The 25,324-nt window shown below is 43.3% G+C and carries 19 protein-coding genes; all 19 read left to right on the forward strand.

Annotated elements, in window-relative coordinates; genetic code table 11:
- The first annotated feature begins 169 nt into the window (after positions 1 to 169).
- The 19 genes from QP775_RS03065 (at position 170) to efeO (ending at position 25,261) form a co-directional block, all read left to right on the forward strand.
- Positions 170 to 1,633 carry a spore germination protein gene (locus QP775_RS03065; protein ID WP_239327644.1) on the forward strand — a complete coding sequence of 488 codons (1,464 nt, stop codon included), beginning with the start codon at positions 170 to 172 and terminating at the stop codon, positions 1,631 to 1,633.
- On the forward strand, positions 1,614 to 2,720 hold the full coding sequence (locus QP775_RS03070; RefSeq protein ID WP_239327645.1) for a GerAB/ArcD/ProY family transporter: 1,107 nt from the start codon (positions 1,614 to 1,616) through the stop codon (positions 2,718 to 2,720). Before QP775_RS03065 ends, QP775_RS03070 begins: the two co-directional genes overlap by 20 nt.
- Complete coding sequence (locus tag QP775_RS03075; protein WP_285103502.1) at positions 2,707 to 3,813, forward strand: Ger(x)C family spore germination protein; 1,107 nt, start codon at positions 2,707 to 2,709, stop codon at positions 3,811 to 3,813. Before QP775_RS03070 ends, QP775_RS03075 begins: the two co-directional genes overlap by 14 nt.
- Before the next feature lie 162 nt (positions 3,814 to 3,975).
- Entirely contained in the window at positions 3,976 to 4,875 is a 900-nt protein-coding gene (gene gnd, locus QP775_RS03080; RefSeq protein ID WP_239327647.1) for a phosphogluconate dehydrogenase (NAD(+)-dependent, decarboxylating), read from the forward strand.
- A 143-nt stretch (positions 4,876 to 5,018) separates the two neighbouring features.
- Positions 5,019 to 5,696, forward strand: coding sequence for a GntR family transcriptional regulator (locus QP775_RS03085; protein ID WP_239327648.1), 678 nt, complete (start codon positions 5,019 to 5,021; stop codon positions 5,694 to 5,696).
- Between the two features lie 109 nt (positions 5,697 to 5,805).
- Complete coding sequence (locus QP775_RS03090; protein ID WP_239327649.1) at positions 5,806 to 7,167, forward strand: GntT/GntP/DsdX family permease; 1,362 nt, start codon at positions 5,806 to 5,808, stop codon at positions 7,165 to 7,167.
- Between the two features lie 67 nt (positions 7,168 to 7,234).
- Positions 7,235 to 8,785 (forward strand): gluconokinase, encoded by a 1,551-nt coding sequence (gntK, locus tag QP775_RS03095; protein ID WP_285103507.1) that lies wholly within the window; start codon positions 7,235 to 7,237, stop codon positions 8,783 to 8,785.
- Positions 8,786 to 9,201: 416 nt separating this feature from the next.
- Positions 9,202 to 12,345, forward strand: coding sequence for a hybrid sensor histidine kinase/response regulator (locus tag QP775_RS03100; RefSeq protein ID WP_285103509.1), 3,144 nt, complete (start codon positions 9,202 to 9,204; stop codon positions 12,343 to 12,345).
- A gap of 221 nt (positions 12,346 to 12,566) precedes the next feature.
- Entirely contained in the window at positions 12,567 to 13,181 is a 615-nt protein-coding gene (locus QP775_RS03105; protein WP_285103511.1) for a superoxide dismutase, read from the forward strand.
- Positions 13,182 to 13,300: 119 nt separating this feature from the next.
- On the forward strand, positions 13,301 to 13,954 hold the full coding sequence (locus QP775_RS03110) for a helix-turn-helix transcriptional regulator (RefSeq protein ID WP_285103512.1): 654 nt from the start codon (positions 13,301 to 13,303) through the stop codon (positions 13,952 to 13,954).
- 256 nt (positions 13,955 to 14,210) lie between these two features.
- Positions 14,211 to 14,915: a response regulator transcription factor gene (locus QP775_RS03115; RefSeq protein WP_285103514.1), complete on the forward strand. Its 705-nt coding sequence runs from the start codon at positions 14,211 to 14,213 to the stop codon at positions 14,913 to 14,915.
- Positions 14,908 to 16,341: a sensor histidine kinase gene (locus tag QP775_RS03120; protein WP_285103516.1), complete on the forward strand. Its 1,434-nt coding sequence runs from the start codon at positions 14,908 to 14,910 to the stop codon at positions 16,339 to 16,341. Before QP775_RS03115 ends, QP775_RS03120 begins: the two co-directional genes overlap by 8 nt.
- A gap of 5 nt (positions 16,342 to 16,346) precedes the next feature.
- Complete coding sequence (locus QP775_RS03125) at positions 16,347 to 16,928, forward strand: hypothetical protein (RefSeq protein WP_285103518.1); 582 nt, start codon at positions 16,347 to 16,349, stop codon at positions 16,926 to 16,928.
- Positions 16,929 to 17,047: 119 nt separating this feature from the next.
- Positions 17,048 to 18,187: an FtsW/RodA/SpoVE family cell cycle protein gene (locus QP775_RS03130; RefSeq protein WP_285103520.1), complete on the forward strand. Its 1,140-nt coding sequence runs from the start codon at positions 17,048 to 17,050 to the stop codon at positions 18,185 to 18,187.
- Positions 18,184 to 18,879: a phosphatase PAP2 family protein gene (locus QP775_RS03135; protein ID WP_285103522.1), complete on the forward strand. Its 696-nt coding sequence runs from the start codon at positions 18,184 to 18,186 to the stop codon at positions 18,877 to 18,879. The genes QP775_RS03130 and QP775_RS03135 overlap by 4 nt, the downstream gene beginning before the upstream one ends.
- A gap of 106 nt (positions 18,880 to 18,985) precedes the next feature.
- Positions 18,986 to 19,912, forward strand: a complete 927-nt coding sequence (gene rarD, locus QP775_RS03140; protein WP_239327659.1) for an EamA family transporter RarD — start codon at positions 18,986 to 18,988, stop codon at positions 19,910 to 19,912.
- Positions 19,913 to 20,379: 467 nt separating this feature from the next.
- Positions 20,380 to 20,913, forward strand: coding sequence for a DoxX family membrane protein (locus tag QP775_RS03145; RefSeq protein WP_239327660.1), 534 nt, complete (start codon positions 20,380 to 20,382; stop codon positions 20,911 to 20,913).
- 98 nt (positions 20,914 to 21,011) lie between these two features.
- Positions 21,012 to 24,194 (forward strand): Ig-like domain-containing protein, encoded by a 3,183-nt coding sequence (locus QP775_RS03150; RefSeq protein WP_285103526.1) that lies wholly within the window; start codon positions 21,012 to 21,014, stop codon positions 24,192 to 24,194.
- A gap of 191 nt (positions 24,195 to 24,385) precedes the next feature.
- Positions 24,386 to 25,261 (forward strand): iron uptake system protein EfeO, encoded by an 876-nt coding sequence (efeO, locus tag QP775_RS03155; RefSeq protein ID WP_239327662.1) that lies wholly within the window; start codon positions 24,386 to 24,388, stop codon positions 25,259 to 25,261.
- Positions 25,262 to 25,324 lie beyond the last annotated feature (63 nt).

Raw genomic sequence — 25,324 nt, forward strand, 5'->3', positions numbered from 1 at the left:
CACAAGCAGCGGCCTATTCTTTTGGAGGGGCCGCTGCTTTGCGTGTCTTGATTAGATCGCCTTACAGCATCATCATGTTTGGTTCAGCATAAAACTCTTCTTAATAATGTGCATACGATTCCAGTTTTCGGTAATCATATCCATAAGTGTAACAAGGGGTGATAGAGCCATGTTTGATCCAACAGCGATGGATGCCATCCATCTGGAGCATCATTTAATGCATACATTTAAGCATACAGAAGACTTAACGATTCAAACGCTCCAAGGTCAGCAGTGCAAAATCTATGTCGCCTATTTTGATACCCTCGCAGATAAAAAGAAGCTGCATCGGTATGTATTTGAAGCACTGATGCCCGTTGTTGCCGGACAGCAAGATATCGCCATTACATCAACGCTGCATTTTAAAATAATGCAGGAGTCAGAGGACCTTCAGGATTTGCTGCTAACAGGTTCATGTTTGATTCAAATAGAAGGGGAGCGTCAGATTTATGCAGTAGATGTATCCATCGAGCCACCCCGTTCCGTGGAAGAACCGGAAAATGAAAAAGTGATTCAGGGCTCTCACGAAGGCTTTGTCGAAGAGCTTAGACGTAACGTTTATTTAATTCGCAAAACGTTAAAAACGAAGGACTTGGTCGTAAAATATATGAAAATAGGGGATAGTGTCCAATCGGAGCTGTGCCTAATTTATATGCCAGACCGAGCGGAGCTGCAAGTTATCGGAGAGATTGAGCAGCGGATTTTGACCGCTAAAACAAATGGCCTGCGGAGTGCAGGTGATCTAGAACAATTAATCGAGGATTCTACGATGTCTCCTTTCCCGCAGATGTTAAATACAGAACGAGTAGATCGTGTAATTGCACTACTTAAACAGGGAAAAGTGATTCTTTTTGTTGAAGGTTCACCGACATGCTTGGTAGCCCCTGTTAATTTTAATGACTTTATGCGTGCGTCGGATGACTATAATAGTCGTTGGATGACAAGTATCTTCATTAGTGGTTTGAGATGGCTTAGCATTTTAGTCGCCATTTTTTTGCCTGCCTTTTATATCGCTGTTGTTGCTTTTCATTTTGAAGTCTTGCCGGATGAACTTGTAATGCCCATTAAGACTTCTATTAACGAAATTCCTTTTCCGCCGCTCATTGAAGCTTTTATTATGGAACTAACGATTGAGCTGATCCGAGAAGCGGGTCTCAGACTGCCTGCGAGAATTGGGGCAACGGTCAGCATCGTGGGTGGTCTTGTCATTGGGGATGCAATCGTCAAAGCAGGTTTTATCTCCACGACGATGATTATCGTGGTTGCGATTACGGCTATTGCTGCATTTTGTATCCCTACGCATGAGATGAGTGAGACGGTGAGATTGCTGCGATTTCCATTTATGCTACTGGCGGCATGTCTAGGCTTCGTCGGCATGTCTTTCGGAATCATTCTTATTTTGGGACATTTGTGCCAATTGGAGTCATTTGGGTCTCCTTATTTTGTACTCTTTACGTTGGAGGAGCTAAAGAAGCAAGTGCGGGTATTCCTGTTTGGGAGGTCTAATCCTTCTACACGTCAGACGAGGTTGCAGCGTATTCAACAGCAAATAAATACAAAAGGATGGAACTTCCTTGTTCGCAAAAAAAGATAACATCCACAAAGATCAGGTTCTTTACATGGTCATACAGGCGCAAGTTGGTGTAGGTATTTTATCCCTACCTTACAACATTGCGAAATATGCCAATCAAGACAGTTGGATCTCAACACTAATTGCCGGGATCATCATGTTGGGTGTTATCTTAATTATGTGGCTGCTGTGCAAAGCATACCCAACGATGATGATGTTTGATATTTTTAAGCAAATAACAGGAAACTGGCTTGGTAAATGTTTAATTATTGGATATACGTTCTATTTTATGCTGCAAAGCAGCTATATTTTGGCTAGATATGGGAAAATTATTGAAAACTGGATTCTGGAGCGTACACCTCACTGGGTCGTGCTCTTGTTGATGGTTTTGACCAGCGCTTACATCGTAAAAGGCTCCGTGCAAAGTATTGTACGCTTCTTTATGTTGGTTACGCCACTCTTAATCTTGCTGTTTGCGCTTAGTTCATACGCGTTACGGGATGCTAATTTTCTATATATTTTACCAATTGGGGAAAATGGATGGATGCCGATCCTTAGAGGTTCTAAAGAAGCCATTTTTTCTATGCTGGGGTTTGACTTGATTTTTTTCTTATATCCTTATATTCGAGCGAGTAATACTCAAATATTAAAATCGGTTATTATCGCACATTTGATGGTTACGCTGCTGTATACGTACCTTGTAATTATCAGTCTAGTGTACTTTGTGAGTCCAAGTGATATTAAGCGAGTACCTGAGCCATTTATATATATGATCAAGTCTTATTCATTTCAGGTCATCGAACGGATGGATCTGTTTTTTATTTCCATATGGATTGTGTCGGTAGCGACCTCCTATATGTATTTGTTACTTTTGTCTGCGAAAGGGATGGCCCATTTGTTTGCATCCCCCAAGCATACGCGGTTTCTACCCTATATTTGTCTCTTTACTTTAATGGCTTCATTGTGGTTCATGGACTTGGACAAGTTAAATGTGGTTAATAACTATCTGACCGTTTGTCACTACTTGTTTCAAGCTATCATTCCGGCATTACTGCTGTTCATATCCATTGTGATGAGAAAGAGGGCAGGTGATAAGCATGAAGTCCAATAAAATATGGCTGCTGATCTGCTGTGGCATGATCTGTACAGGTTGTTGGGATCAGCATTTAATGAAAAATGCAACTCTTGTGCAGACGGTAACGTACGATCTGACACCAAAAAAACTGTTACGTGTAGGTGCTGCTACTCCGGTATTAAATAACACGGACTCTCTGCAAAATGTGACGCTGGTTGCAGAAGCAATCACGCCAGGCGAGGCTCGTATTTTACTAAATCGCAAAGCTTCCGGCTTGCTCGATAGCTCCAAAAACAAGCTGCTCTTGCTAGGTGAAGCCTACGCTGTCCACGACATACTTCCATTTCTGGATATCCATTATCGCAATCCAAGAAATGCTTTAGATGCCAGAGTAGCGGTAGTCAAGGGGGAAGCACTGCCTTTGATTCAATTAAAAAGTAAAAGTGAAATAAATGTAAGCAGATATTTGCTTAACTTGATTCAAAGTGCAGAAGAGAGTCTGCTTATTCCGAAAGAAGACATCCAAGCAATTGCTTCCGAGATTATGGACCCTGGGGAGGATATAACTCTACCCTATATTGAAATGGAAAGTAATAACCAAATTGCAAATGTAAAAGGCATTGCACTGTTTAACGAGAGTAAGTATACCGGCCACTATTTAAATTATGAGCAGTCTCCACTGTTATTGCTGTTAAAAGGAGAAAAACCAAGGCAGAACAGTTTCTCTTTGAACTTTGAGTCGTCCAAAGAGGAATTTCCACGACGTCAGGTTGTCTCGTTCCTAATTAACAAAAGCAAGCGAAAGCTAAAACTTACTGTTGATGAGCAACAAATTTCAGTGGCGGTTCATATGAAGTTAGTATTGCGTGTGATCGAGTACCCAAATGGAGATGTAGAAGCAGATAAAGAAAAATTAATGCGCGAATTAACGGCATATTTCACAAAACTAACAGGTGATGTGATCCATCAACTGCAAAGTGCAAACTGCGATGCTTTTGGCATCGGTCGTATGATTATAGCTTATCATCCAGACATATGGAGGAGATTGGACAAAGATCAATATTTCAAACAAATAAAGTTTAGTCCAAATATCCAAATCGACGAAATTAAATCGGGTATTGAGCACTAGTAGGCTATGGCATCTGTATAATCATTCAGGATCTCTATTAAGAAAGTTCTATTAAAAATAGCGCTTACAAAAATATCTTTACAGATAAGCAAGAAACAAGTATGATAAAAATCAAACTTGTATACAAGTATACTTGTAGTCTTATTCAAGGAGTGAAACAATATGAAATTAGGGATGATAGGTCTTGGCAAGATGGGATACAACCTTGTACTGAACATGCTTGGACATCAGCATGAGGTCGTTGTATATGATGTGAATGAAGAGCCGCGGCAGCGATTGGCAGCAGAAGGTGCCGTATCTGCTGATTCAATAGAAAAGCTGGTTGCGAATCTGCAAGCCCCGCGTATAGTGTGGATTATGGTTCCTGCAGGCGAGATCGTTGATGGTGTAATCGATACTCTTATTCCTTTGTTGTCTCCTGGCGATATTGTGATGGATGGTGGTAATTCACATTACAAACAATCACTCGCACGCGGAGAGAAACTGCGCGCGCACGATATCCATTTCTTTGATGTTGGAACATCGGGCGGAACTGAGGGAGCCTCACAAGGCGGCTGCTTTATGATAGGTGGAGATCAACAGCAATTTGGCATAATCGAACCGTTGTTCCGTGACATCGCGGTGAATCAGGGATACTTGTATGCAGGCAAGAACGGCAGCGGACACTTCCTTAAAATGATCCATAATGGAATTGAATACGGAATGATGCAAGCGATTGCGGAAGGATTCGAATTACTAGACAAAAGTGACTTCGAATACGACTACGAGCAAGTTGCGCGTGTTTGGTCCAATGGATCAGTAATTCGCAGTTGGTTGATGGATTTAACGCAAAACGCTTTTGCAAAAGACCCTAAGCTGGAAGGAATCAGCGGAATTATGCACAGCTCAGGTGAGGGGAAATGGACAGTAGAAACAGCTCTTGAACTGCAAGCAAGTGCGCCAGTGATAGCCATGTCGCTGTTTATGCGATACCGCTCATTAGATTCTGATACTTTCCATGGCAAGATTGTTGCGGCACTACGAAATGAGTTTGGTGGTCATGGCGTTGTGAAAAGTAATTAAAGCACGATGACAATATACGTCTCCTAAAATGAATATAAGCCCACTATCGTATGGCTTCATGGCATGTTCATAAGTTGATGTGATAGAATGAACATAGCTAGTATATATGGGCGAATAAACACTTATTAGGAGAGTTGAGTCTAATGCATTATCCAGCCGCATGGCTTCAGGGAGCTTCACTAGGGGATTCCATTGCTTGTGAATTACGTCTACAGATCATTAAGGGGACGATTCGACCCGGTGAGGTGATCTCAGAGAACGGAGTAGCTGCTGAATTTGGAACAAGTCGATCTCCAGTGAGAGAGGCATTAAAAATGCTGTCAAATGAAGGCTTAATTCGCTTGGAGCGGATGGGAGCGATCGTGCTGGGGTTAAGCGCCAATGACATGGAGGAATTGTATGATGTTCGTTTCCTTATAGAGAGCTTTGTCCAGCAGCGGCTGGCAGATGCCAATCAAGATTCTTTAGTAATGAAATGTAATCAGATGATTGATAAAATGGAGTTGGCAGTAAAGTATAACGATGTAGTCGACTTCGCCTTTCAGGATTTCTCATTTCATGAAGCTATCGTAATGGCAGCTGAGCATAAGCGGATCCTTCATTTGTGGACAAGCATTCGACATATCGTTATGACAGTGATGCTGATTACAACAGAGGAGATCTTCTCTAAAGGAGATCAGAAGCTAAGTGAGGTTATTGACAAGCATCGAACGATGCTTACTGGGCTTCAGTCACACAATTCGGATACGATTCAACAAGTCGTAAGGGAATATTTTGCAGACTCTCGTCAGACGCTGCATAAGAGCTTACCACAATTTTAAGGGACAAACAGTTCCTTTTGCGCAAACTTGTCGACAAGTATACACGATAAGTAGGGCATGCTAACACCAAGAAAAGTAAATGCTAACATACAGCAAGGGGGATTCATTGATGACTAGTATTTTCGGCCTCAGCCACAATGCAACATTGCTTATCTGGACATTGCTTGCCATTGTGTTTCTGATTGTATTTATTGCAAAATATAAATGGAATCCCTTTGTTACACTGCTCTTGTCAGCCTTGATGCTCGGATTGTTGTCCGGGATGAAGCCGCTAGAGGTCGTGAATTCCATTACGGGTGGTCTTGGCGGAACACTAGGGACGATTGCTATCGTTATCGCACTAGGCACGATGCTTGGCAAGATGATGGCTGAATCGGGCGGTGCGGAGCAGATCGCTTCAACACTTGTTGACAGGTTTGGAGAGAAGAGAGTACATTGGGCAATGATGCTTGTTGGCTTTATCGTCGGTATACCGGTCTTTTTTGAGGTCGGATTAATTCTCTTGATTCCAATTGTATTCACAGTGGCCCGCAAGACTAAGATGCCGCTGCTGCAGATCGGGATACCTATTCTGGCCGGTTTGTCTACTGTCCATGGCCTTGTGCCACCGCATCCTGCACCGATGATTGCAATCGATGCTTATCAGGCTGATTTAGGCAAGACGATTCTTTACTCCTTATTTATTGGTCTGCCTACGGCTATAATTGCAGGACCAGTATTTGGTAAGTTTATTGGTAAGCGTATTCAACTTGAACCACCCGCTAAGTTGGCCGAACAGTTTGCTTTGCAGGGCGATCGGAAGTTGCCTGGCTTTGGCATTACCTTGTTTACGATTATGCTGCCTGTTCTGCTTATGTTGATTGGATCAGTTGCTCACATCGTTGATCCGGAGGCAACACGTAGTATCACTGTATTTTGCGAATTTATTGGTCATGAAATTATGGCCTTGCTTATTGCCGTTGTCTTTTCCTTTTTCTCGCTTGGATTTGCGAGAGGTTTTTCGAAAGAAGATTTGTCGCGCTTTACAAGTGAGTGCTTGGCTCCTACTGCAACCATCATACTGATTATTGGCGGAGGCGGTGCGTTCAAGCAAGTATTGATTAACAGTGGCGTTGGGGGCGCAATCGCTGAAATTGCCACGCAAGCCAACGTTAATATTATTTTGTTTGCTTGGTTCGTGGCGGCTTTGATTCGAGTTGCTACTGGTTCGGCGACCGTAGCGATGACAACGGCGGCTGGTATCGTCGCTCCTGTGCTGGCGATGAACCCAGGAGCAAACGTAGAGCTTGTCGTATTGGCGACAGGAGCAGGTTCAATCGTACTGTCGCATGTAAATGACGCTGGGTTCTGGATGGTTAAGGAATTTTTTAATATGTCCGTCCCTCAAACGTTAAAGTCATGGACGGTCATGGAAACGCTATTGTCTCTTGTGGGGTTGATGTTTATACTTCTACTCAGTGTTGTCTTGTAGACACAACAAGTACAACAGGTACAACAAGAGAATGAACAAGTAGGATAGCGGGAAAGAAGGTTTACCAATGAGTATAATTAATTATATGATCGGTGTTGATATTGGGACTACAAGCACAAAGGCTGTACTATTCGAAGAAAATGGACGGGTAGTAGCAAAGAGCAGCAAGGGCTATCCTTTATATACACCGAATGCGACGATAGCGGAGCAGGACCCGGAGCTTATTTTCGAAGCGGTCATTCACACCGTGAAGCAGGTTATGGCGGAAAGTGCAGTCAGCAAAGGGAATATCATGTTTGTCTCGTTTAGTTCGGCAATGCACAGTGTTATTGCAGTAGATGGCACATGCAAGGCGCTCACACCATGTATGACGTGGGCAGATAATCGCAGCAGTAATTATGCCATGAGGTTGAAACAGGAGCTGAACGGCCATGAATTATATTTACGGACCGGCACGCCTATTCATCCCATGTCTCCACTTACGAAGTTGATGTATTTGAGTGCAGAGGAGCCTGAGCTTGTTCGTCAATCAGCCAAGTTTATTTCAATTAAAGAGTATGTGTTTGCCAAGCTGTTTCATGAGTATGTAGTGGATTACTCGATTGCATCCGCAACCGGGATGATGAACTTGAATGATCTGGATTGGGATGAAGAAGCACTGCGTATTGCAGGCATTCAGCGCAGCCAATTGTCGGAGATAGTACCGACAACTCATTTAATGCAAGGACTTGATGCCACGCATGCGGCAGCAATGGGACTGACAGTTGCCACTCCGTTTATTGTTGGGGCGAGCGACGGTGTGCTCTCTAACCTTGGCGTGAATGCTATTGAGCCTGGGGTAGTCGCGGCAACAATTGGAACGAGTGGAGCAGTTCGTACCGTTATCGATCGACCCGTTACGGACCCTAAAGGCCGCATCTTCTGTTACGCTTTGACCGACAAGCACTGGGTTATTGGCGGACCAGTTAACAACGGGGGCATGTTGTTCCGTTGGGCCCGTGACGAATTCGCAGCAGCAGAAGTAGAAACAGCCAAGCGGCTGGGCATCGATGCTTATGATCTGCTGACAAGTATCGCGGAACAGGTACGTCCAGGAGCGGATGGCTTGTTGTTCCATCCGTACATGACTGGTGAACGTGCGCCATTATGGAATGCAGACGCACGTGGCTCCTTCTTTGGTTTGACGATGCATCATCGCAAAGAACATATGATCCGTGCAGTTCTTGAAGGCGTTATTTTCAATCTTTACACCGTACTTCTGGCGATGGAAGAGCGCATCGGGCGTCCGCGGAAGATTCATGCTACCGGAGGGTTTGCTCGTTCAGCCTTATGGCGCCAGATGATGGCCGATATATTTGATCAGGAAGTGATCGTACCGGAAAGTTACGAAAGTTCCTGTCTAGGAGCAGTCGTACTAGGTTTATATGCGATAGGCCGCATCGATTCCTTTGATATCGTATCCGACATGGTAGGTGCTACTCATCAACATAAGCCTATTAAGGAACATGCGGAGTTGTATCATCAACTGCTACCGATATTTATTTCGATCCCTCGCAAGTTGGAAGAAGAATATGCCGCGATATCGAAATTTCAACAAAAGTTGTTTGACGTCGAATAGAGCGGTATTGCTTTAAATAAGTTAGGGATTTACGGGCAGGCTGCATTAGCCTCCTTACATCATTAAGGGTAAGAGATAACAAGTTATTGTTATCCCTTACCCTTTTTTTGTATATTTATTCGCAAATTAGTGGGATTTGTATGTAAAATTCCATCAAATATATAGATGTAAAATACGACACATCTTGTTTCAACATAAGAATTTATTTAACCTCAGGGTTGTCTGCCATGTCCACCAGCTTGAGAACAATAAGTGTCATCAAAGCAAAAAAATGAGCTGACTACTCCAAGTAGCTGGCTGTAGAATTAGAAAATTTTCAGTTAAGGGGTATATAAAAACGATTAGCTTGATGGAGATGGGGGATAGTCCCTAATTTGGTGCTTGACACCTTATTCGCCTCCGGCTACCATTGCCCTATGACAAAGAAAAAAGTGTTTCTACTTATCGGTATATTTCTAGCATTCCTTACGGGTATCCGTTTGTGCTGGATGTTGCTTACGGCACCGGCCATACAACCAACGGCGCAACAAGGAATTATCGATCTGCGGCACTGGGAAGTCGAACAGCATCAGTCGGTTTCTCTAAACGGGGAATGGGAGTTCTACCCATACCGGTTTTTGTATACGAACAATCGAGCTGATGATGTCCCGTTTACGCCCAATAAAGGCGTGCCCATACAAGTACCAGGCAATTGGAGTGCACAAATATCCAACGCGACTGACTCGACATTTGGGTATGGTTCCTATCGCCTGCGTTTACTTATGCCAACTTCCAAGCAGCAGCTCTACAGCATTAGAGTGCCGAGTGTGTCATCATCGTCCGCGGTGTATGTGAATGGCCGTTTAATGGGGCATTCGGGTCAACCGGCAACCCGTTCAAATGATTATATCGCTCGTAATGTTCCGTATACAGTCACCTTCACAACGGATCAACGCGAGCTTGAAATAGTGATTCAAGCGGCCAATTATGACGACCGTATGACGGGTGGCCTGTTTGGGTCTGTTAAGCTTGGCAGTGAGCAAGCTATCCGTAACGTGGAATGGTTATCAATCGGCAGCCAATTAGCGGTATGCTTAATTCTTCTTTTACACGCTTTATATCCCGTTCTTATGTTCGCAATCGGAATTCGACATAAAGCTTTGCTTTCCTTTGCTCTCTTGAACCTATTTGCAATCATGGCGATATTAATTGATGATGATCGACTTTTGTTACATGGGCTGTCATTATCATTTGAATGGATGCACAAGTTGTATTATCTCTCTTTTTTGGGTGTAGCGTTAAGCTTGCTCCATTATGTCCATCATTTGTTACCAGCATCTTTTTTGTATTTGCGGCGTAAATGGTTGCGTGGTTATATGATGGTGTGTGCTGCGTTTGTACTATGTACTATATTGCTGCCTTTCCCTATGAACAACGTAGTAGATTATATCCATACGATTATTGTGCTTTTCCCGTATTTGTTTGTACCTGTAATGTCATTTCGCGCACTTTGCAGAGGGGATACGGATGCCATATTTTTGCTGCTTGGCACAACGGCAGTTACAGCAAATATAATTTGGGGTATCGTTAAAAATACAGTCTGGATGGAAATGGGCTATTATCCAGTTGATGTTATTGCGGGCTTTATCGCCTTCTCCTTATTTTGGTTTAAGCGATATTTACGTAGTGCGCAGCAATCATCCCGACTGGCGGAACAACTACAAGAAGCGGATAAGCGCAAAGATGACTTTTTGGTGAATACGTCACATGAACTCCGCAACCCGCTGCACGGCATACTTACGATTGCACAGACCGTCCTAGAAAACGAGAATTTAAAGGACATAGAAGCCAATCGCGCGAAATTAAAGTTGTTGATATCCGTCGGTAAACGAATGTCGTTGATGTTAAATGATTTACTTGATATTACACGACTGAAGGAAAGTCAAGTAAAACTGCATGTTTCTACTTTTAGTATCCGATCTGTTGCTGTGGGCGCAGTAGATATGATGCGCATAATGGCAGAGGGCAAGCCGATAAAACTTGTACTTCAAATCCCGGATACTTTTCCATTCGTTACAGCAGATGAGAACCGTATCATTCAAGTACTTTTTAATTTGCTGCATAATGCCGTGAAATTTACCGATCAGGGCACGATAACCGTTCAGGCAGGCATCAAAGGAGAGATGGCATTTATCTCTATTACGGATACCGGAGTCGGGATTGATGAAAACTTATTACATACTATTTTCCTGCCCTATGAACAAGGAAATACGGATGAAAGCAGCAGTGCAGGGGGGCTGGGACTTGGATTAAGCATAAGTAAGCAGCTGATCGAACTCCATAAAGGAGAGCTCACTGTTAGCTCGGTCGTAGGGCAAGGCACTACATTTACCTTTACACTACCAATTGCAAATCAAGCTGTAGAAGAAGATGGGACAACGACGCTGTCTGTAGATGGTGCAATTGATACCCTCAAGGAACATCAATCAGCAGCAAAATCAGTAGGATCAGTAACAAGGATTCTTGTTAACAACCCAGAAGCCGCAGCAACGGATTGCTTAACAGATTGCATACCGATCTCGCTGTTTCCGCCAGGTCGGCCTCGTGTACTAGCAATAGATGATGATCCCGTTAATTTAAACATATTGAGCAGTGTGCTGTCGCCATCACAATACGATATGTTTACTACAACCAGTGTTCAAGAGGCATTAACACAATTGGAGACTAATGAGTGGGATCTTGTTATCATTGACGTCATGATGCCTAGTATGTCTGGCTACGAGTTGACCGCCTCGATAAGGAAGCGGTATTCCTTAACGGAGCTGCCCATTCTGCTGCTGACAGCGCGCAGTCGGACAGAGGACATCGAGTCCGGCTTCCTGTCAGGCGCTAATGATTATGTCACGAAGCCAGTAGATGCGGCGGAATTGAGAAGCCGTGTATATTCGCTGACTGGAATTCGTAAGTCCGTAAACGAACAGCTTCGAATGGAAGCCGCGTGGCTCCAATCGCAAATTCAGCCGCATTTTTTGTTTAACACGCTTAATGCCATAGTGGCGCTAAGTGAATTTGATCTGGAACGTATGAGGATGATGCTGCAAGCATTTAGTGACTATCTACGTGCTAGTTTTGACTTTCGCAACGCCGAGCAGCTGATTTCGATACAACATGAACTTGAGCTGGTTCGCTCCTATTTATGGATAGAACAAGAACGTTATGATGATAGACTTCACGTGGAGTGGGATATAGAGGATGGAATTGAGTTTCAAGTTCTCCCGTTGTCGATTCAGCCTCTCGTGGAAAATGCAGTCAGGCATGGCATTGCGAAGCGTTCCAAAGGAGGAACGATCTGGATTCGGATAAGAACACACGGCTTGGAAGCTGAAGTTTCGGTTGAGGATGATGGTGTAGGCATTGCGTCTGATAAGATGAAGTATTTGCTTGAAAAACATCCAAGTCACAAGGGTGGTATTGGCCTCATTAATACACATCAGCGGTTGAAGCAGCTTAACGGCAAAGGTTTGACGGTGAAAAGCGAGTCAGGTCAGGGAACAACGGTTAGTTTCCGTATTAAGAAATAGGTGTAATGGATTATTAAGTTTGGCATGAGTAAATTTAGTAATGTCACACCCCTATAAGAGAGGACGCATAGATGCGTTCTCTCTTTCTTATTTTAAAGGAGAAGATTACTCTAAAACAAAAAAAGTTTACCTAAGGAAACAAAATTGACAGTGTACAAAATTGTTTTATTCTAGTAAACTTAGGGTGATCAAACGAATCAACTTGGAAGGAGAATACTACAATGGGACCTTTTACACTACCAAAATTGGCTTATGCATATGACGAGTTAGAGCCATATTTGGATTCTAAAACGATGGAAATTCACCACGGCAAGCATCACGCAGCTTATGTTGCAAACTTAAATAAATCGTTGGAAAGTTACCCCCAATTCCAACATGCAACAATCGAGGAATTACTGAGTAACTTGGACGAGATTCCGGAGGATATCCGTTCCACCGTGCGTAATCATGGTGGAGGACATTATGGTCACAGTTTGTATTGGTCTATTATGAGTCCAATCGGTGGCGGTCAACCATTCGGCGATATTGCCAAAGGCATTGAAAAGCAATTTGGGAGTTACGAGCAATTAAAAGACGAATTAACAGCAGCGGCATTAAGTCGGTTCGGCTCCGGTTGGGGGTGGCTTGTTGTGCATAACGGGAAGTTGGAAGTGATGAGCACTGCCAACCAGGACACTCCACTTATGGAGCAGAAGACACCGATTCTCGTCGTTGATGTGTGGGAACATGCCTATTATTTGCAGTATCAGAACAAACGTCCTGACTTTGTGTCGTCCTGGTGGAATGTAGTGAACTGGGAAGAAGTAAACCGACGTTATAACGAATCCATTCGATAGGAGCTACAGTTGTGTAAATGTCTTTACAGCCTAGAATAAACAGGGCAATCGGAGAATGTCTTGACAGCAATAGTCTCAACTCGGCATCAGATCGCGATTAAGCAGAAGGAGGGATATCCATGCACGATCATGCTGCTGCATTACGCTATTCCTCAACTAGGCGAGATATTGTATTGTTATTGAAAAAGCTTGGCGCAGCAAGCATTCAACAAATGTCGGAACAGTTGGAATTAACAGGAATGGCTGTGCGTAGACACTTGATTGCACTGCAGAAAGAGAAATATGTCCGGATCAGCAAGCAGTGCGAGCATGTTGGTGTTGGGAGGCCCAGTTTTGTATATCAGTTAACAATAGCAGCTGAGCAGTTATTTCCGCATCAATACGATATTCTTGCTACAGAACTAATGGATGAAATTGACCAATTGTTTGGGGAAGATTATATCAATCAGTTATTTGAACAAAGAAGGAATCGGATAGAGCGTAAATACGAAACGGCGATGTTAGGTCGAGGCTTTGAAGAGCGCATAGCAACATTAGCTGCGATCCAGGACAAAGAAGGATATATGGTCACGTTAGAAAAGAATCTGGACGGTTCGTATTCGTTTGAAGAAGCCAATTGTCCAGTGTCCCAGGTTGCACTTCGTTATCGACAAGCATGTGCTTGTGAGCTTGCTCTATTTGGAAGTTTGCTAGATGCAGACGTGAAGCGGATGCAATGTATTGCGGATGGAGACACTAAATGTCTATATCAGTTTACAAAAAGAGACACGTAATGCTGGCGGATAATCGAGGGATAGCGTCGGATGATGTGAAGCGTCTAAAAGATGAAGCTGCAGGTTTGGTTGACATTGTTGACATATAGGGATACCATCGGAAGTAATCTTTTATGTATAATGGCAACACTCAACTTGTGGAAACGGATAAGTTGATGTGTTTGGAGGTACCCTCTAGTTATACTAGAGGGTATTTTATGTTATTAGTTATAATTTCACATTATAAGTTTGAAATACATGGTTATTAGGAGGCGCTATGACGACCATACCACGGAATCATGTGCATATTGTCGAAGACGATGCTCATATTAGACGTTTTATTACGATTAACCTGGAGCGAAGCGGGTTTAGCGTCACAGAGTCTGCTCTGGGGAGGACAGCACTGGAGTGCCTGAAGGAAAGTAAGCCAGATGTTATTGTTCTCGATATAATGCTGCCTGACATGGACGGTTTTCACATTTGCAAGGAACTTAGGGCGATAGATCCACATGTCGTCATCGTTTTTCTAACAGCACGAGGTCAAGATCTGGACAAGATTAGGGGGTTGGAACTTGGGGCTGACGACTACATCGTTAAACCATTTAATCCGCTTGAACTGGTGGCCAGAATTAATACGGTGCTGCGTCGCACGCAGCATGCAGCAATTCCGACGAGAACTGTGCTGACCTCCGGTGCGATCAGACTAGACCTGGATGCTAATCAATTGTATAAGCATGACTGTACAATTGAATTAACACCCAAAGAATACCACATGATGCGCGTATTTTTGGAGCATCCGAACATGGCTCTAACTCGTGATGATCTGCTGAATCTAGTGTGGGGAGAAGACTTTGTAGGTGACCCAAAGACGGTAGATGTACACGTTCGCAAACTGAGGGAAAAAATTGAAGACGACTGCTCCAAGCCCCAGCTTATCGAAACAGTATGGGGAAGAGGGTATCGCTGGAGAAAAGATGATTAAACACTTTGGCATCCAAAAACGACTAGTTGGAAGTTATTTCATCGTTATCTTCATTACAGTATTCATTTTGGAAGTATTGCTAATAACGGCAGTTCGTTATTATTACGTACACAACGTGGAACGCATCTTAGCCAATCAAGCGGAAATATCCGCTTCTTTCTTTCATCATTATTTTGCAGACGAAAATATCGTAGAGCAGTCTGAACGGCTGCTCAAAGGGTTTGCTGAAAATACTACGGCTCAAGTACAAATTATTGACTCAAGGGGGATGCTCCTTCAAGATTCCTCAGAAGGGTCATACAAGCTGCTGACTCGGCTCCAATTTCCGGACCTGGAGAAGGCACAAAACGGAGAGGCAGGAGTATGGAAGGGGCGAGATCCACTTACAAATGAACTTGTGATGGCCGTATCTTATCCGCTACAAGCCAAGCAGACTACAGTAGGTGTCGTTCGATTTATTACCTCTCTTACAGAAACGATGGCAACCATAAGGTACATTACAACAATGCTTATTAGTGTCGGTTTAATAGTGATTGTCATCGTTGCTGGATTGGGCATTGTACTCTCACGTATGATTACGAGCTCCATTCGAGACCTGAAGCTGGCAGCTGATCGAATGGCGGAAGGGGACTTTACGGTTCGGGCAAAGAAACGATACGCGGATGAGCTCGGCACATTGGCAGATACGTTAAATACGATGGCTGTTAAAATAACACGCAACGAGCAGCTCAAAAATGATTTTATTTCATCAGTCTCCCACGAAATTCGAACACCGTTAACCTCTATTAAAGGCTGGGTGGTCACATTAAAGCCAGAAAACACTAAGTGTCAGCAGCTCCTTACAGAAGGGCTGGACATCATTGAATCGGAAACAGACAGGCTTACTCAGCTGGTTGATGAATTATTAGATCTCTCCAAGCTGGATAATGGTCGCATCGAGTTGACTCGTGCTCCAGTTCATTTGTCTGTACTGCTGAGCCATATAAGTGCACAATTGGCACCAAGGGCTGCGAGACTAGGCATTCTACTGGAAGTGAAAGCAGATCAAAATCAGGAAATGATTCTCGCCGATGAGAATCGATTAAAGCAAGTATTGATTAATCTATTGGACAACTCGCTAAAGTTTACTGAAGCTGAAGGTCACATTCAAATATACACCCACTCATCTTTGGAACAAGTTGTCATTACTATTGAGGATTCTGGTGTAGGGATAGATCCGCAAGACATAGATCACGTGTTAAACAAGTTCTACAAGGGATCGCATAAGAGAGCAGGAAGTGGTCTTGGCTTGTCCATATGTGCAGAGATCATCAAGCTGCACCAAGGCGAGCTCTTGATCGATAGTGTACCGGGACACGGTACTAAAGTTCATATTTATCTGCCGCGAAGCAATAGCAAGAACTTTAACGATTTCATAACCTTTTAGACGAGATGTCTGTATACAATAACATTAGAACGTTGACAAGCGAGGTCAATATCCAAATGACAGGAAGACGAATCTTGGCAGGTATGTCGATAGCATCATTATGCTGGTTAAGCGGCTGTGGAATGCCTGCTGCCCCAGAGGACCTAATTAATCCACCTTCAGGAAATGTAATATTCCCTCATGCAAGCTTTCGAGAATTATTACCTGAGGGCTCCAAGGTGGTGAACTCTGCTCACGGGACAGGAAGCAGTGGTATTTCGTACGGAGATGTGGATGGAGACGGCGTTGATGAAGCTGTTGTGGTGTATGAAGAGAGCACCCGTAACGAGAAGCTGATTAAGGCAGCCTTGTTTAAGCAGCACGGAAATAAGTGGCGTATCATCTGGGACACAGCGGGATCGGGGTACGGCTTGGATTACGCAGCTATTAGAGATGCGGATCAGGACGGAACGTCCGACATTATGCTGGGTTGGAGCCTGGGCAGGGAAGAAAAAGGACTTGATATCTACGTATGGAGGGACAATGACATTAAACTATGGAAGCAAAAGGGATACCGTGGGCCGTCTGACTTGGACCAAGGAGAGTAATCTGTTTCGATACACAGATGATCATTGTAAGCTCTCTGAGAGGGGAGCTTTTTTGATGAGCATTTTGGGATATACCCGGACAAAGGCTGCTGATAATCATGCTTAATAAGCTCTGGAATATGGACAAATGGATGCTGGCAACGCTGCTCTGTCTTCATGTGATCGGCACTATCGCTATCTATGAAGCAACTGCCAATACGGCTTTACATGGTTTACATGTAAACAACATTGTATTGGTTGCCCTGTCTTGCATTCCGATGCTGTGTATCGGGCTTGTGGATTATCGAATCCTTATATCCAAGCTGTCTTATGTGCTGTATGGGGTAGGAATTGGCTTGCTCGTTGTTGTAATGTTTACTGGTGAAAATATTAATGGAGCAATTCGTTGGCTAAGTATTGGAGGTTTTCAACTTCAACCTTCAGAAATGATGAAATTGGCAACGGTTATGCTTGCAGCCTATTTATTAAGTAAGCGTGCTGGCGAAAGTCTTCGTCCTTTACAAGACTTATTACCAATCTGCATCGTATTTCTTATCCCTCTGCTCTTGATTTTGAAGCAGCCAGATTTGGGGACGGCGCTTGTCTTTGTTGGCGTATTGCTTAGCATGTTATGGATTGGCAATATACGTGCTATGTATATGCTGCTCTGCATGGGTGTGATCACAATTTCAATTGGCTTGATATGCTGGTTGTATTATACCGATCAAGAACTGTTAGCGAAAATTGTGCAGCCCCATCAATTATCGAGGATTCAGACGTTTCTAGACCCAACTAGTGATGCCGACAAGGCATGGCATGTAAATAACGCGATGAATGCGATCGGTTCTGGTGGACTGAGCGGCAATATGGGGTTTTACTTGCGCCGTGGCTTTATTCCTTATGCATATTCGGATTCTATTTTTGTTGTTATCGGGGAGCATTATGGATTTTTGGGATCGTCTATCCTGCTATTGTGTTATTTCATGTTAATTTATCGAATGGTGCTTATTGTGAAGCAATGCAGGGATATTGGCGGAGCGTACCTTGTTCTCGGTATTTTGGGTATACTGGTATTCCAAATTATTGTAAACATTGGTATGCATATTGGCTTAATGCCGCTAACTGGAATCTCACTGCCCTTTATTAGTTATGGGGGAAGTGCATTACTTACAAATATGGTGGCCATGGGATTCGTCTTAAGTGTTCACCTTCATAAGGACGAATTCCTATTAGACATCCCAGTGAGGGTTGAGGCTGCTGTCACCAATACTACGAAATGAAAGAAGGACAGCAAGTGAAATCTATTCAACGTTATTACATTTCGAACCGTTTCTTGATTTTATTAAGTGTGTTACTCTTCACAGCTCTAGGGGCACTCTCAATCGGAATTAATTGTAGAGCTGTTCACGAATACGATCTGAATATGGCAGCATTTGTGCAAAGTTTTGAGTCTACTGGTCTGACCGGAGTAATGAAAGTGGTTACTGCAATAGGTTCGGTTAAACTAGCGGTGCTGCTGGGGCTAATTGCAGGAGGCTTGTTGTACTTTGGGTTAGGACTTCGGATTGAGGTTTTGTTCTTATTTAGTGTATTAGGTGGTGCCGCAATATGGAATCAAATATTAAAGTATTTGATTCAACGGGAACGTCCGATCATTCATCTTTTGGTAGAGGAGAAGGGTTACAGTTTTCCGAGCGGTCATACGATGGGGGCGCTTGCGCTGTATGGTGCGATCACGTTTCTGTTGTGGGGGCACTTGACTTCACGAGCAGGCCGTATTTCGCTTGTTATATTCAACTGCTTGCTAGTTGCCATGATTGGTATTAGCCGTGTGTATCTAGGCGCGCATTTTCCTAGCGACATTATAGGTGCCTTGCTGGCAAGCGGCTTATGGCTAACCATAATGATCCAATGTTTTCAATGGTATAAGAAAAGTCAAATTGGTCCAACGCATAAGATGCTGCAGATTTAGGCATCGATATGAAGGCACATAAAATGATTCCCCCAAGCTATATAAATTTTGATATAGTAGAGTCATCATTTACATATTATATCGATAGTTGGAGTGGAGGATCATCATGAACATGAAGCAGAGCCCGTATTCGATGGGGGTGCTTGCAACCGGATTATCGTATCTGATGTGGGGAGTATTACCAATCTATTGGAAATCAATCGGTTCGGTCCCTGCCGAAGAGGTGTTGGCTCACCGCATCGTTTGGTCGTTAGTCTTTATGGTTGTTGTTCTGCTTGCGGCAGGCAAATTAAAAGGAGTAACGGCAGAGATTAAAGCTGTGTTTACCGATAAAAGACAAGCTACTAGTATGATATTGGCCGCAATGCTCATTAGTGTGAATTGGCTTGTATTTATTTTTGCTGTTAAAAGTGACCATGTCCTTGAAGCTAGTATGGGCTATTATATCAACCCTTTGCTGAACGTATTTCTAGCTACCTTTTTCTTGAAGGAACGTTTAAACAAAATAGAATGGGCTTCTGTCGTTATTGCGGGCGTTGGTGTGCTTTGTCTCACGGTTTATTACGGAAGATTCCCGTGGGCAGCCTTAACATTAGCTGCAACCTTCTCCTTTTATGGTCTGATTAAGAAAAAAGTAGGGGTAGGAGCATGGGCGGGGTTAACGATAGAGACGCTGATCATTGCACCTTTTGCCCTTATTTTCCTACTCTTTTTTGATCACAGCGGGGTCTCTATGTGGGATCAGGATATGTCAACCATTTTACTTCTCATGGGAACAGGTATCGTAACTGCGATTCCATTGTTGTTATTTGCAGCCGGGGCACGGCGAATATCATTTACATTAGTTGGTTTTCTTCAATATATTGCGCCTACGATTATGCTGCTATTAGGTTTGTTCTTATTTCATGAACCTTTCAGCCAACCACAATTGTTTGCTTTTATACTCATTTGGCTTGCACTGCTGCTCTTTTCTGTATCGCGATCGAGAGAAATGCTGCGCCGAAAGGCAGAAAGCAGGCTTAATGCTCAGTAATTATAGCAGCTAAAGTCTCATTTGAAGGTAGGATCATTCAGTAAATGGATGGTCCTATTTTTCTGATGAATCGCTTGTATATAAAATGAATAATTTATGTATATAATAAATACCCGCCATTTATTAGATCTATTTATTAATTTGAATTTGGACCAGCGTTAACCGATACGCAGTTGTATAGCGTGTAACTTGCCTTAAAGGTAGGTGTGGTCTTTGATTTTGTTTGGTATAGGGTGTACACACTTCAAAATAAGTAATTACTCAATTATAAAACTTATAGAGCTAAAATGTATATATAGTGAATAATTATAAATTAAACAATATTAAAAGCGATCAGAACAGTTAAAACCTTCATTATGAAGGGACTAACCGTTCTGTTTTTTATTTTAGTGGCGTATTGACAAGTGAACTGAATCTATTGATAATAAGAATCGTTTTCAATTACAACGGAAGAGGAGTATTACTGGATGAGTTTTTCACAAGTATGGAAGCAGCACTTTTTTACGTTTGCAGTTGTGCTTATGCGAATTTCTTTTGGAGTAGGGTGGTTATTGGCAGGTATTACGAAGATTACGGACAAAGGCTGGTTTAGACAGCCAAGCGTATTTTTGCGTCATTATTTAGAAACGGCCTTAACAAAACCTCATGTACCGCAGCTATACAAGCAGTTTATCAAGCAGATGTGTTTGCCATATGTAGATCTTTATAACTATGTGATCCCTTGTGTGCAAATCGCTGTCGGGATATTGTTGATCGTTGGTTTGTTTACGCTGCCGAGTATTCTCATTTGCTTATTTATGCATATCAACTTTATTTTGTCTGGCAATATGAATGTGATTAGTCTTGTTCTCTATACGAGTTCCTTTGGTCTGCTTCTCTGTGGTACACGTACTTACATACTCAGCTTGGATCGTCTATGGAGAGGAGTATCCTCTTTCACACAGACCTCGTCCGCAACGGTGTCCGGTATCCTTTTTCAAAAAAAGATTGACAACTATTAAATTTTAATTAATAATTTGTCCTGCGGATAATTGATATTGAGAATCATTTTCAATATTGCAGTATACATATCTATTACATAACAGGGGAGTACACACAAATGAGACAGAAACAGAAAATCTTTAACGTGCTCGTATCTACGAGCTTACTTGCATCTTTAGTTCTACCAGCATGGGTATCTGCAGACAGTACACTTCAGCCAGCACCAATTGATATCCAGCAAAATAATGCTGCAGTTCAAAGCGCAGCACTAACGTCACCTGCTGTGAATCCAGCGAGCGTGACTCAAGCTGTTTATGATATCGTTTCAGTGGAGGCGATTCCAGACTCCTCTTATCCCTATCGAACAAGAGCGTTTGAATTTTCCTTGCCGGATAAAGTAAAAGTACAACTAAGCGATGGCAGTGAAACGGAATTATATGTAGGATGGTCATTTAATGCATATAATCCGGAAAACGGTACGGGTGGTACTTTTGTGGCGGAAGGAAAGCTGCGTGGGAATCCTTGGGGTTCTTCGCTCCCTGTGAACATTTCGAACCCGAATCACATCGTGGCTACAGCTAATATTACAATAGATGCACCAAAGCAAGTCGTAAGTATAGCTGCATTACCGGATGTTGATGATGTCCTAAACGGCACTAGCTTCTACAGCCTCGATTTACCGAGGGAGGTAGAAGTGACACTTGATGATCATTCAACTGAAATTATCTCTATTACATGGGATCAAAGCAGCTATGATCCAGACCAAAAAGCAGCTCACAGTGTGGAATTTACGGGCCGATTAGGAGATCGCTACGGAATGCCAGTTGGTGTAGAGAACAAGAGTGGACTGCTGGCAAGAGTGAAGGTGTCCTTTAAAGCTGCCCGTTCCATTACATTCTTTAAGCCAGTTGAAGTGAGTGGTGTACCGTATCATACAACTAAAACAGCAGATGCATTAGGGTTACCGAAGGAAGTGACAGCTACATTAGAAGACCAGAAAGAAATGCATGTTCCGATCAAATGGGATGTGGCAAGCAGTTCCTATGACCCTGACAAGCTGGAAGCACAAACGTTTGAAGTTGCGGGGATGGTTGATGGCGATGTTCGTGGGCTGCAAAACCCAAATGCCATCATCGCAAAAGCGACAGTAAAAGTTGCGAAGGCGAATGAAGTGACCAAGGTTAGCGCAATTGAGGTAGCACATGTGCCTAATGGTATTAGCAAGACAGCACTTGCGTTTTATTTGCCTAAGCAGACAGACATTACGTTAACCAATGGGGATCAAGCTAAAGTTGACATCACATGGGATTTGGTAAACTCAACATATGACCCTGACAATACGCAGCAGCAAGCTATAGAAGTGAAAGGAACGTTGGTTCACCTTCCAATCGGAGTTGCGGCACCTCAAGAACAACTAAAAGCAACCGTTCAAATTGATGCTATGCGTTACGTGGATAAGCTTCATTCGAAGATTGAAATTACAGGAATTAACAACGGCTCCTCTCCAACAGTTGATGCTTTTGGTTTACCTAAGCAAGTAGCTGTTCAATTAACGGACGGCAGCCTAATCAATACGGATGTACAATGGCAATTAAGCAGCATTAGTTATGACAAGCGCATCAAGAAGGAGCAAACCTTCACTGTGTCGGGAGCGCTCATAAATTTGCCTGCTGGAGTGAAGTCCAATACGTTTCAGGCGGTTGCAGCCGTCAAAGTAGATGCACAATCTCTAGCAGTGGTTGATACAAATGTTAAATTAAGTGATGTTGCTGTAACCAAGGCAGGTCGACTGACAACTGAAGTGCTGGGCGAATATTTCTTGCCACTGTCAGGGGATGTCACAGGCTCAAATGGCCAGCCCATAAATGGTCCGGGTACAGCTCTTATGGTACTGCAGATGTACATTGATAACGAGGAAGTAAGAACAATAGATTATTTAGGTCGGAGTCTTGCGTTAAATACGAAGTTGTATGTCGGGTGGAGCAATAAGGAAGTTTTAGGTGAAGCAGCTAACGTGTTAAAAGCGGCTTTGTTACATCATCCTAAAGGAAAAAACTATGAAGTAATGACTTCTGAATCTCCAGCAGGTATTATTATAAAACAGAAGCCGGGTAGCGGTTCTGATGAGTTTGTATACTTGAGTGTAGTCGACAATGGAAATGGCTCGGCTGTAGAAGGCTTAGCGTGGGATGACATGCAAACTAAAGTTGCTGGAAGTTTTGGTCAGACTGGCATGAAAGCTAAATTTAGCCTTGAAGTACAGTCGGGTGCTAACACTGCTGGCAATCTGATCGTACATGTTGCAGACGGAGCTATCGACAAGCAGATAGCAGTGGCAGTCAACGCGCAGGATGACGCAGCTATAATTACTCAGAAGATTGCAGCGCAGCTTCTTCTAGATGCTGAAATCGCGCATGCATATATGGTAACAGCTGAAGGACAATCGCTAGTCTTTACTGCACTGGCAGATGGACCTAAAAAGCCGGCAATATCAATTGTTATGCCAGATCGGAACAACTCTGGTGGCACGGTAACACCTCCTGATCAAGGTGGGTCTGGAACTACGAATAGTGGAGATACAGGAAGTACGAGCGGTACAGGATCTGGTATTAACGGTGGCGATACAAGTCCAAGCGCGAACAAAGACACTACGACTGATAAAAATAAGGATAACACGCCATCTACAGATCAAGGCGATAAAGGAGCTAACTCCAATAATAATGGCAGTGTAGAGCAAGCAAAATCGTTCATTGATCTACAGCAGCACAAGTGGGCTCAAAAATCGATTGAATTGCTAAGCAGCAAAGGTATCATTAAAGGAACGTCAGAGCAAACATTTTCGCCAGGTGCTGCGATGAAACGCGGTGACTTTGCACTGCTGCTCATGAAATTGTTGAATGTATCTGCTCAAACAAGCACAGCATTTATTGACGTTCCACAAGACAGTTACTACGCTGAAGCTATATCCAGTTTGAAGGCTGAGGGGATTGTACAAGGTTTTAAAGGAGGTAAGTTTAACCCAGAAGCAGCTATTAGCAGACAAGATCTGATGGTTATGCTGCACAAAGCATTGACGAAGTCCGGTTTTACATTCAAAAATGGCGATTCAAGTGCGCTGCTTCGCTTTACAGATGCAGGCAAAGTACAAGATTATGCCAAAGCAGCTGTGCTGACAATGCTCGCTGAGGGCATTGTTAAAGGAGACGGCAGCAAGCTGAACCCAACAGGGATGGCAACAAGAGCAGAAGTATCCGTGATGCTTGAGCAAGTGCTGAATTTGCTGCCGACATCGTCGAAGTAATCAAATAACAGAGCCTGCTTGATGCCACTCATGAAGATACATGGCGTATCTCGTGGGTGGCTCTTGGCCTCCTTAATGAACAAGCTAGTGCATCCGTGCAAACGGCTTGCTTATTATAGAGAGTTTCTGTTCCTAATTGTTATCGTTTGTTTTCAATAGATATACTAAATTAATTTAGAGGAGTTTTTACTATGAATTTACGCAAAGCGATCCCGGCCGTCCTAATTACATCTACACTATTAATGTCAGGCTGTAACTCACAATCCGGCGCAGACGAGAAAAAGCCGGCAGCGCAAGCAAATGAACAGACAACAACTTCTACAGCTCCAGCTGCAGAAAAGGCAGATTTCAAGGATGCGATCGAGCAGTACCGCAAATACGTCATTGAAGAATGTGATAGCTTTGTTACGCTGACAGGTGAGTTTGTTGCAGCTGTCAAGTCTGGCGACATGGAGAAAGCTAAATCATTGTATGCTCCTGCACGGATGCATTACGAGCGAATCGAACCAATTGCTGAAGCGTTGGGCGATCTTGATCCGAACATCGATGCGCGCGATGGGGACGTAGAGGCAAAGGACTGGCGTGGATTCCACCGCATCGAACAAGCCCTCTGGGAGAAGAAGACGACAGACGGACAACAAGAGTACGCTGATCGTTTGTTAAGTGACGCCAAGCTGCTTCGTGCCAAAGTGGAGACGGTCGAAATTGAAGCATCGCTGCTAGTGACTGGAGCCGTCGAATTATTAAATGAGGTATCTACATCTAAAGTAACGGGTGAGGAAGAACGTTATTCACACACAGACTTGTATGATTTTGCAGCGAACGTTGAAGGCGCTCAGAAAATTTATGAGCTATTGAAACCTCAATTAGAGAAAAAAGATGCTGAGCTTGACAAGCAGATCGAAACAAAATTTAAAGCTCTAACAGATGAATTAGCGCCTTTCAAAAAAGAAGAGGGTTATGTCTCTTATACGGAACTGACAAAAGAAGACGTGCGCAGGCTGAGTCAGAACCTGGACGCATTAGCAGAGCCGCTCTCACATATGGGGAAATTGTTGGGAGTGTAAACCATGGCAAAACGTTTCAGAACAAATATGTCTAGTGAAAGTTCACGGATACAATGGATACAA

The organism is Paenibacillus sp. UMB4589-SE434, assembly GCF_030226685.1.
Classification (GTDB): Bacteria; Bacillota; Bacilli; order Paenibacillales; family Paenibacillaceae; genus Paenibacillus_B.

What these genes read in the sequence shown, in the direction of transcription:
- QP775_RS03125 (WP_285103518.1), top strand. Translation starts at nt 16,347, where the DNA reads ATGTCTGTATACAATAACATTAGAACGTTGACAAGCGAGGTCAATATC.
- QP775_RS03065 (WP_239327644.1), top strand. Translation starts at nt 170, where the DNA reads ATGTTTGATCCAACAGCGATGGATGCCATCCATCTGGAGCATCATTTA.
- QP775_RS03090 (WP_239327649.1), top strand. Translation starts at nt 5,806, where the DNA reads ATGACTAGTATTTTCGGCCTCAGCCACAATGCAACATTGCTTATCTGG.
- QP775_RS03130 (WP_285103520.1), top strand. Translation starts at nt 17,048, where the DNA reads ATGGACAAATGGATGCTGGCAACGCTGCTCTGTCTTCATGTGATCGGC.
- QP775_RS03145 (WP_239327660.1), top strand. Translation starts at nt 20,380, where the DNA reads ATGAGTTTTTCACAAGTATGGAAGCAGCACTTTTTTACGTTTGCAGTT.
- QP775_RS03105 (WP_285103511.1), top strand. Translation starts at nt 12,567, where the DNA reads ATGGGACCTTTTACACTACCAAAATTGGCTTATGCATATGACGAGTTA.
- QP775_RS03120 (WP_285103516.1), top strand. Translation starts at nt 14,908, where the DNA reads ATGATTAAACACTTTGGCATCCAAAAACGACTAGTTGGAAGTTATTTC.
- QP775_RS03085 (WP_239327648.1), top strand. Translation starts at nt 5,019, where the DNA reads ATGCATTATCCAGCCGCATGGCTTCAGGGAGCTTCACTAGGGGATTCC.
- QP775_RS03110 (WP_285103512.1), top strand. Translation starts at nt 13,301, where the DNA reads ATGCACGATCATGCTGCTGCATTACGCTATTCCTCAACTAGGCGAGAT.
- rarD (WP_239327659.1), top strand. Translation starts at nt 18,986, where the DNA reads ATGAACATGAAGCAGAGCCCGTATTCGATGGGGGTGCTTGCAACCGGA.
- gntK (WP_285103507.1), top strand. Translation starts at nt 7,235, where the DNA reads ATGAGTATAATTAATTATATGATCGGTGTTGATATTGGGACTACAAGC.
- QP775_RS03100 (WP_285103509.1), top strand. Translation starts at nt 9,202, where the DNA reads ATGACAAAGAAAAAAGTGTTTCTACTTATCGGTATATTTCTAGCATTC.
- efeO (WP_239327662.1), top strand. Translation starts at nt 24,386, where the DNA reads ATGAATTTACGCAAAGCGATCCCGGCCGTCCTAATTACATCTACACTA.
- QP775_RS03115 (WP_285103514.1), top strand. Translation starts at nt 14,211, where the DNA reads ATGACGACCATACCACGGAATCATGTGCATATTGTCGAAGACGATGCT.
- QP775_RS03075 (WP_285103502.1), top strand. Translation starts at nt 2,707, where the DNA reads ATGAAGTCCAATAAAATATGGCTGCTGATCTGCTGTGGCATGATCTGT.
- QP775_RS03150 (WP_285103526.1), top strand. Translation starts at nt 21,012, where the DNA reads ATGAGACAGAAACAGAAAATCTTTAACGTGCTCGTATCTACGAGCTTA.
- QP775_RS03135 (WP_285103522.1), top strand. Translation starts at nt 18,184, where the DNA reads ATGAAAGAAGGACAGCAAGTGAAATCTATTCAACGTTATTACATTTCG.
- gnd (WP_239327647.1), top strand. Translation starts at nt 3,976, where the DNA reads ATGAAATTAGGGATGATAGGTCTTGGCAAGATGGGATACAACCTTGTA.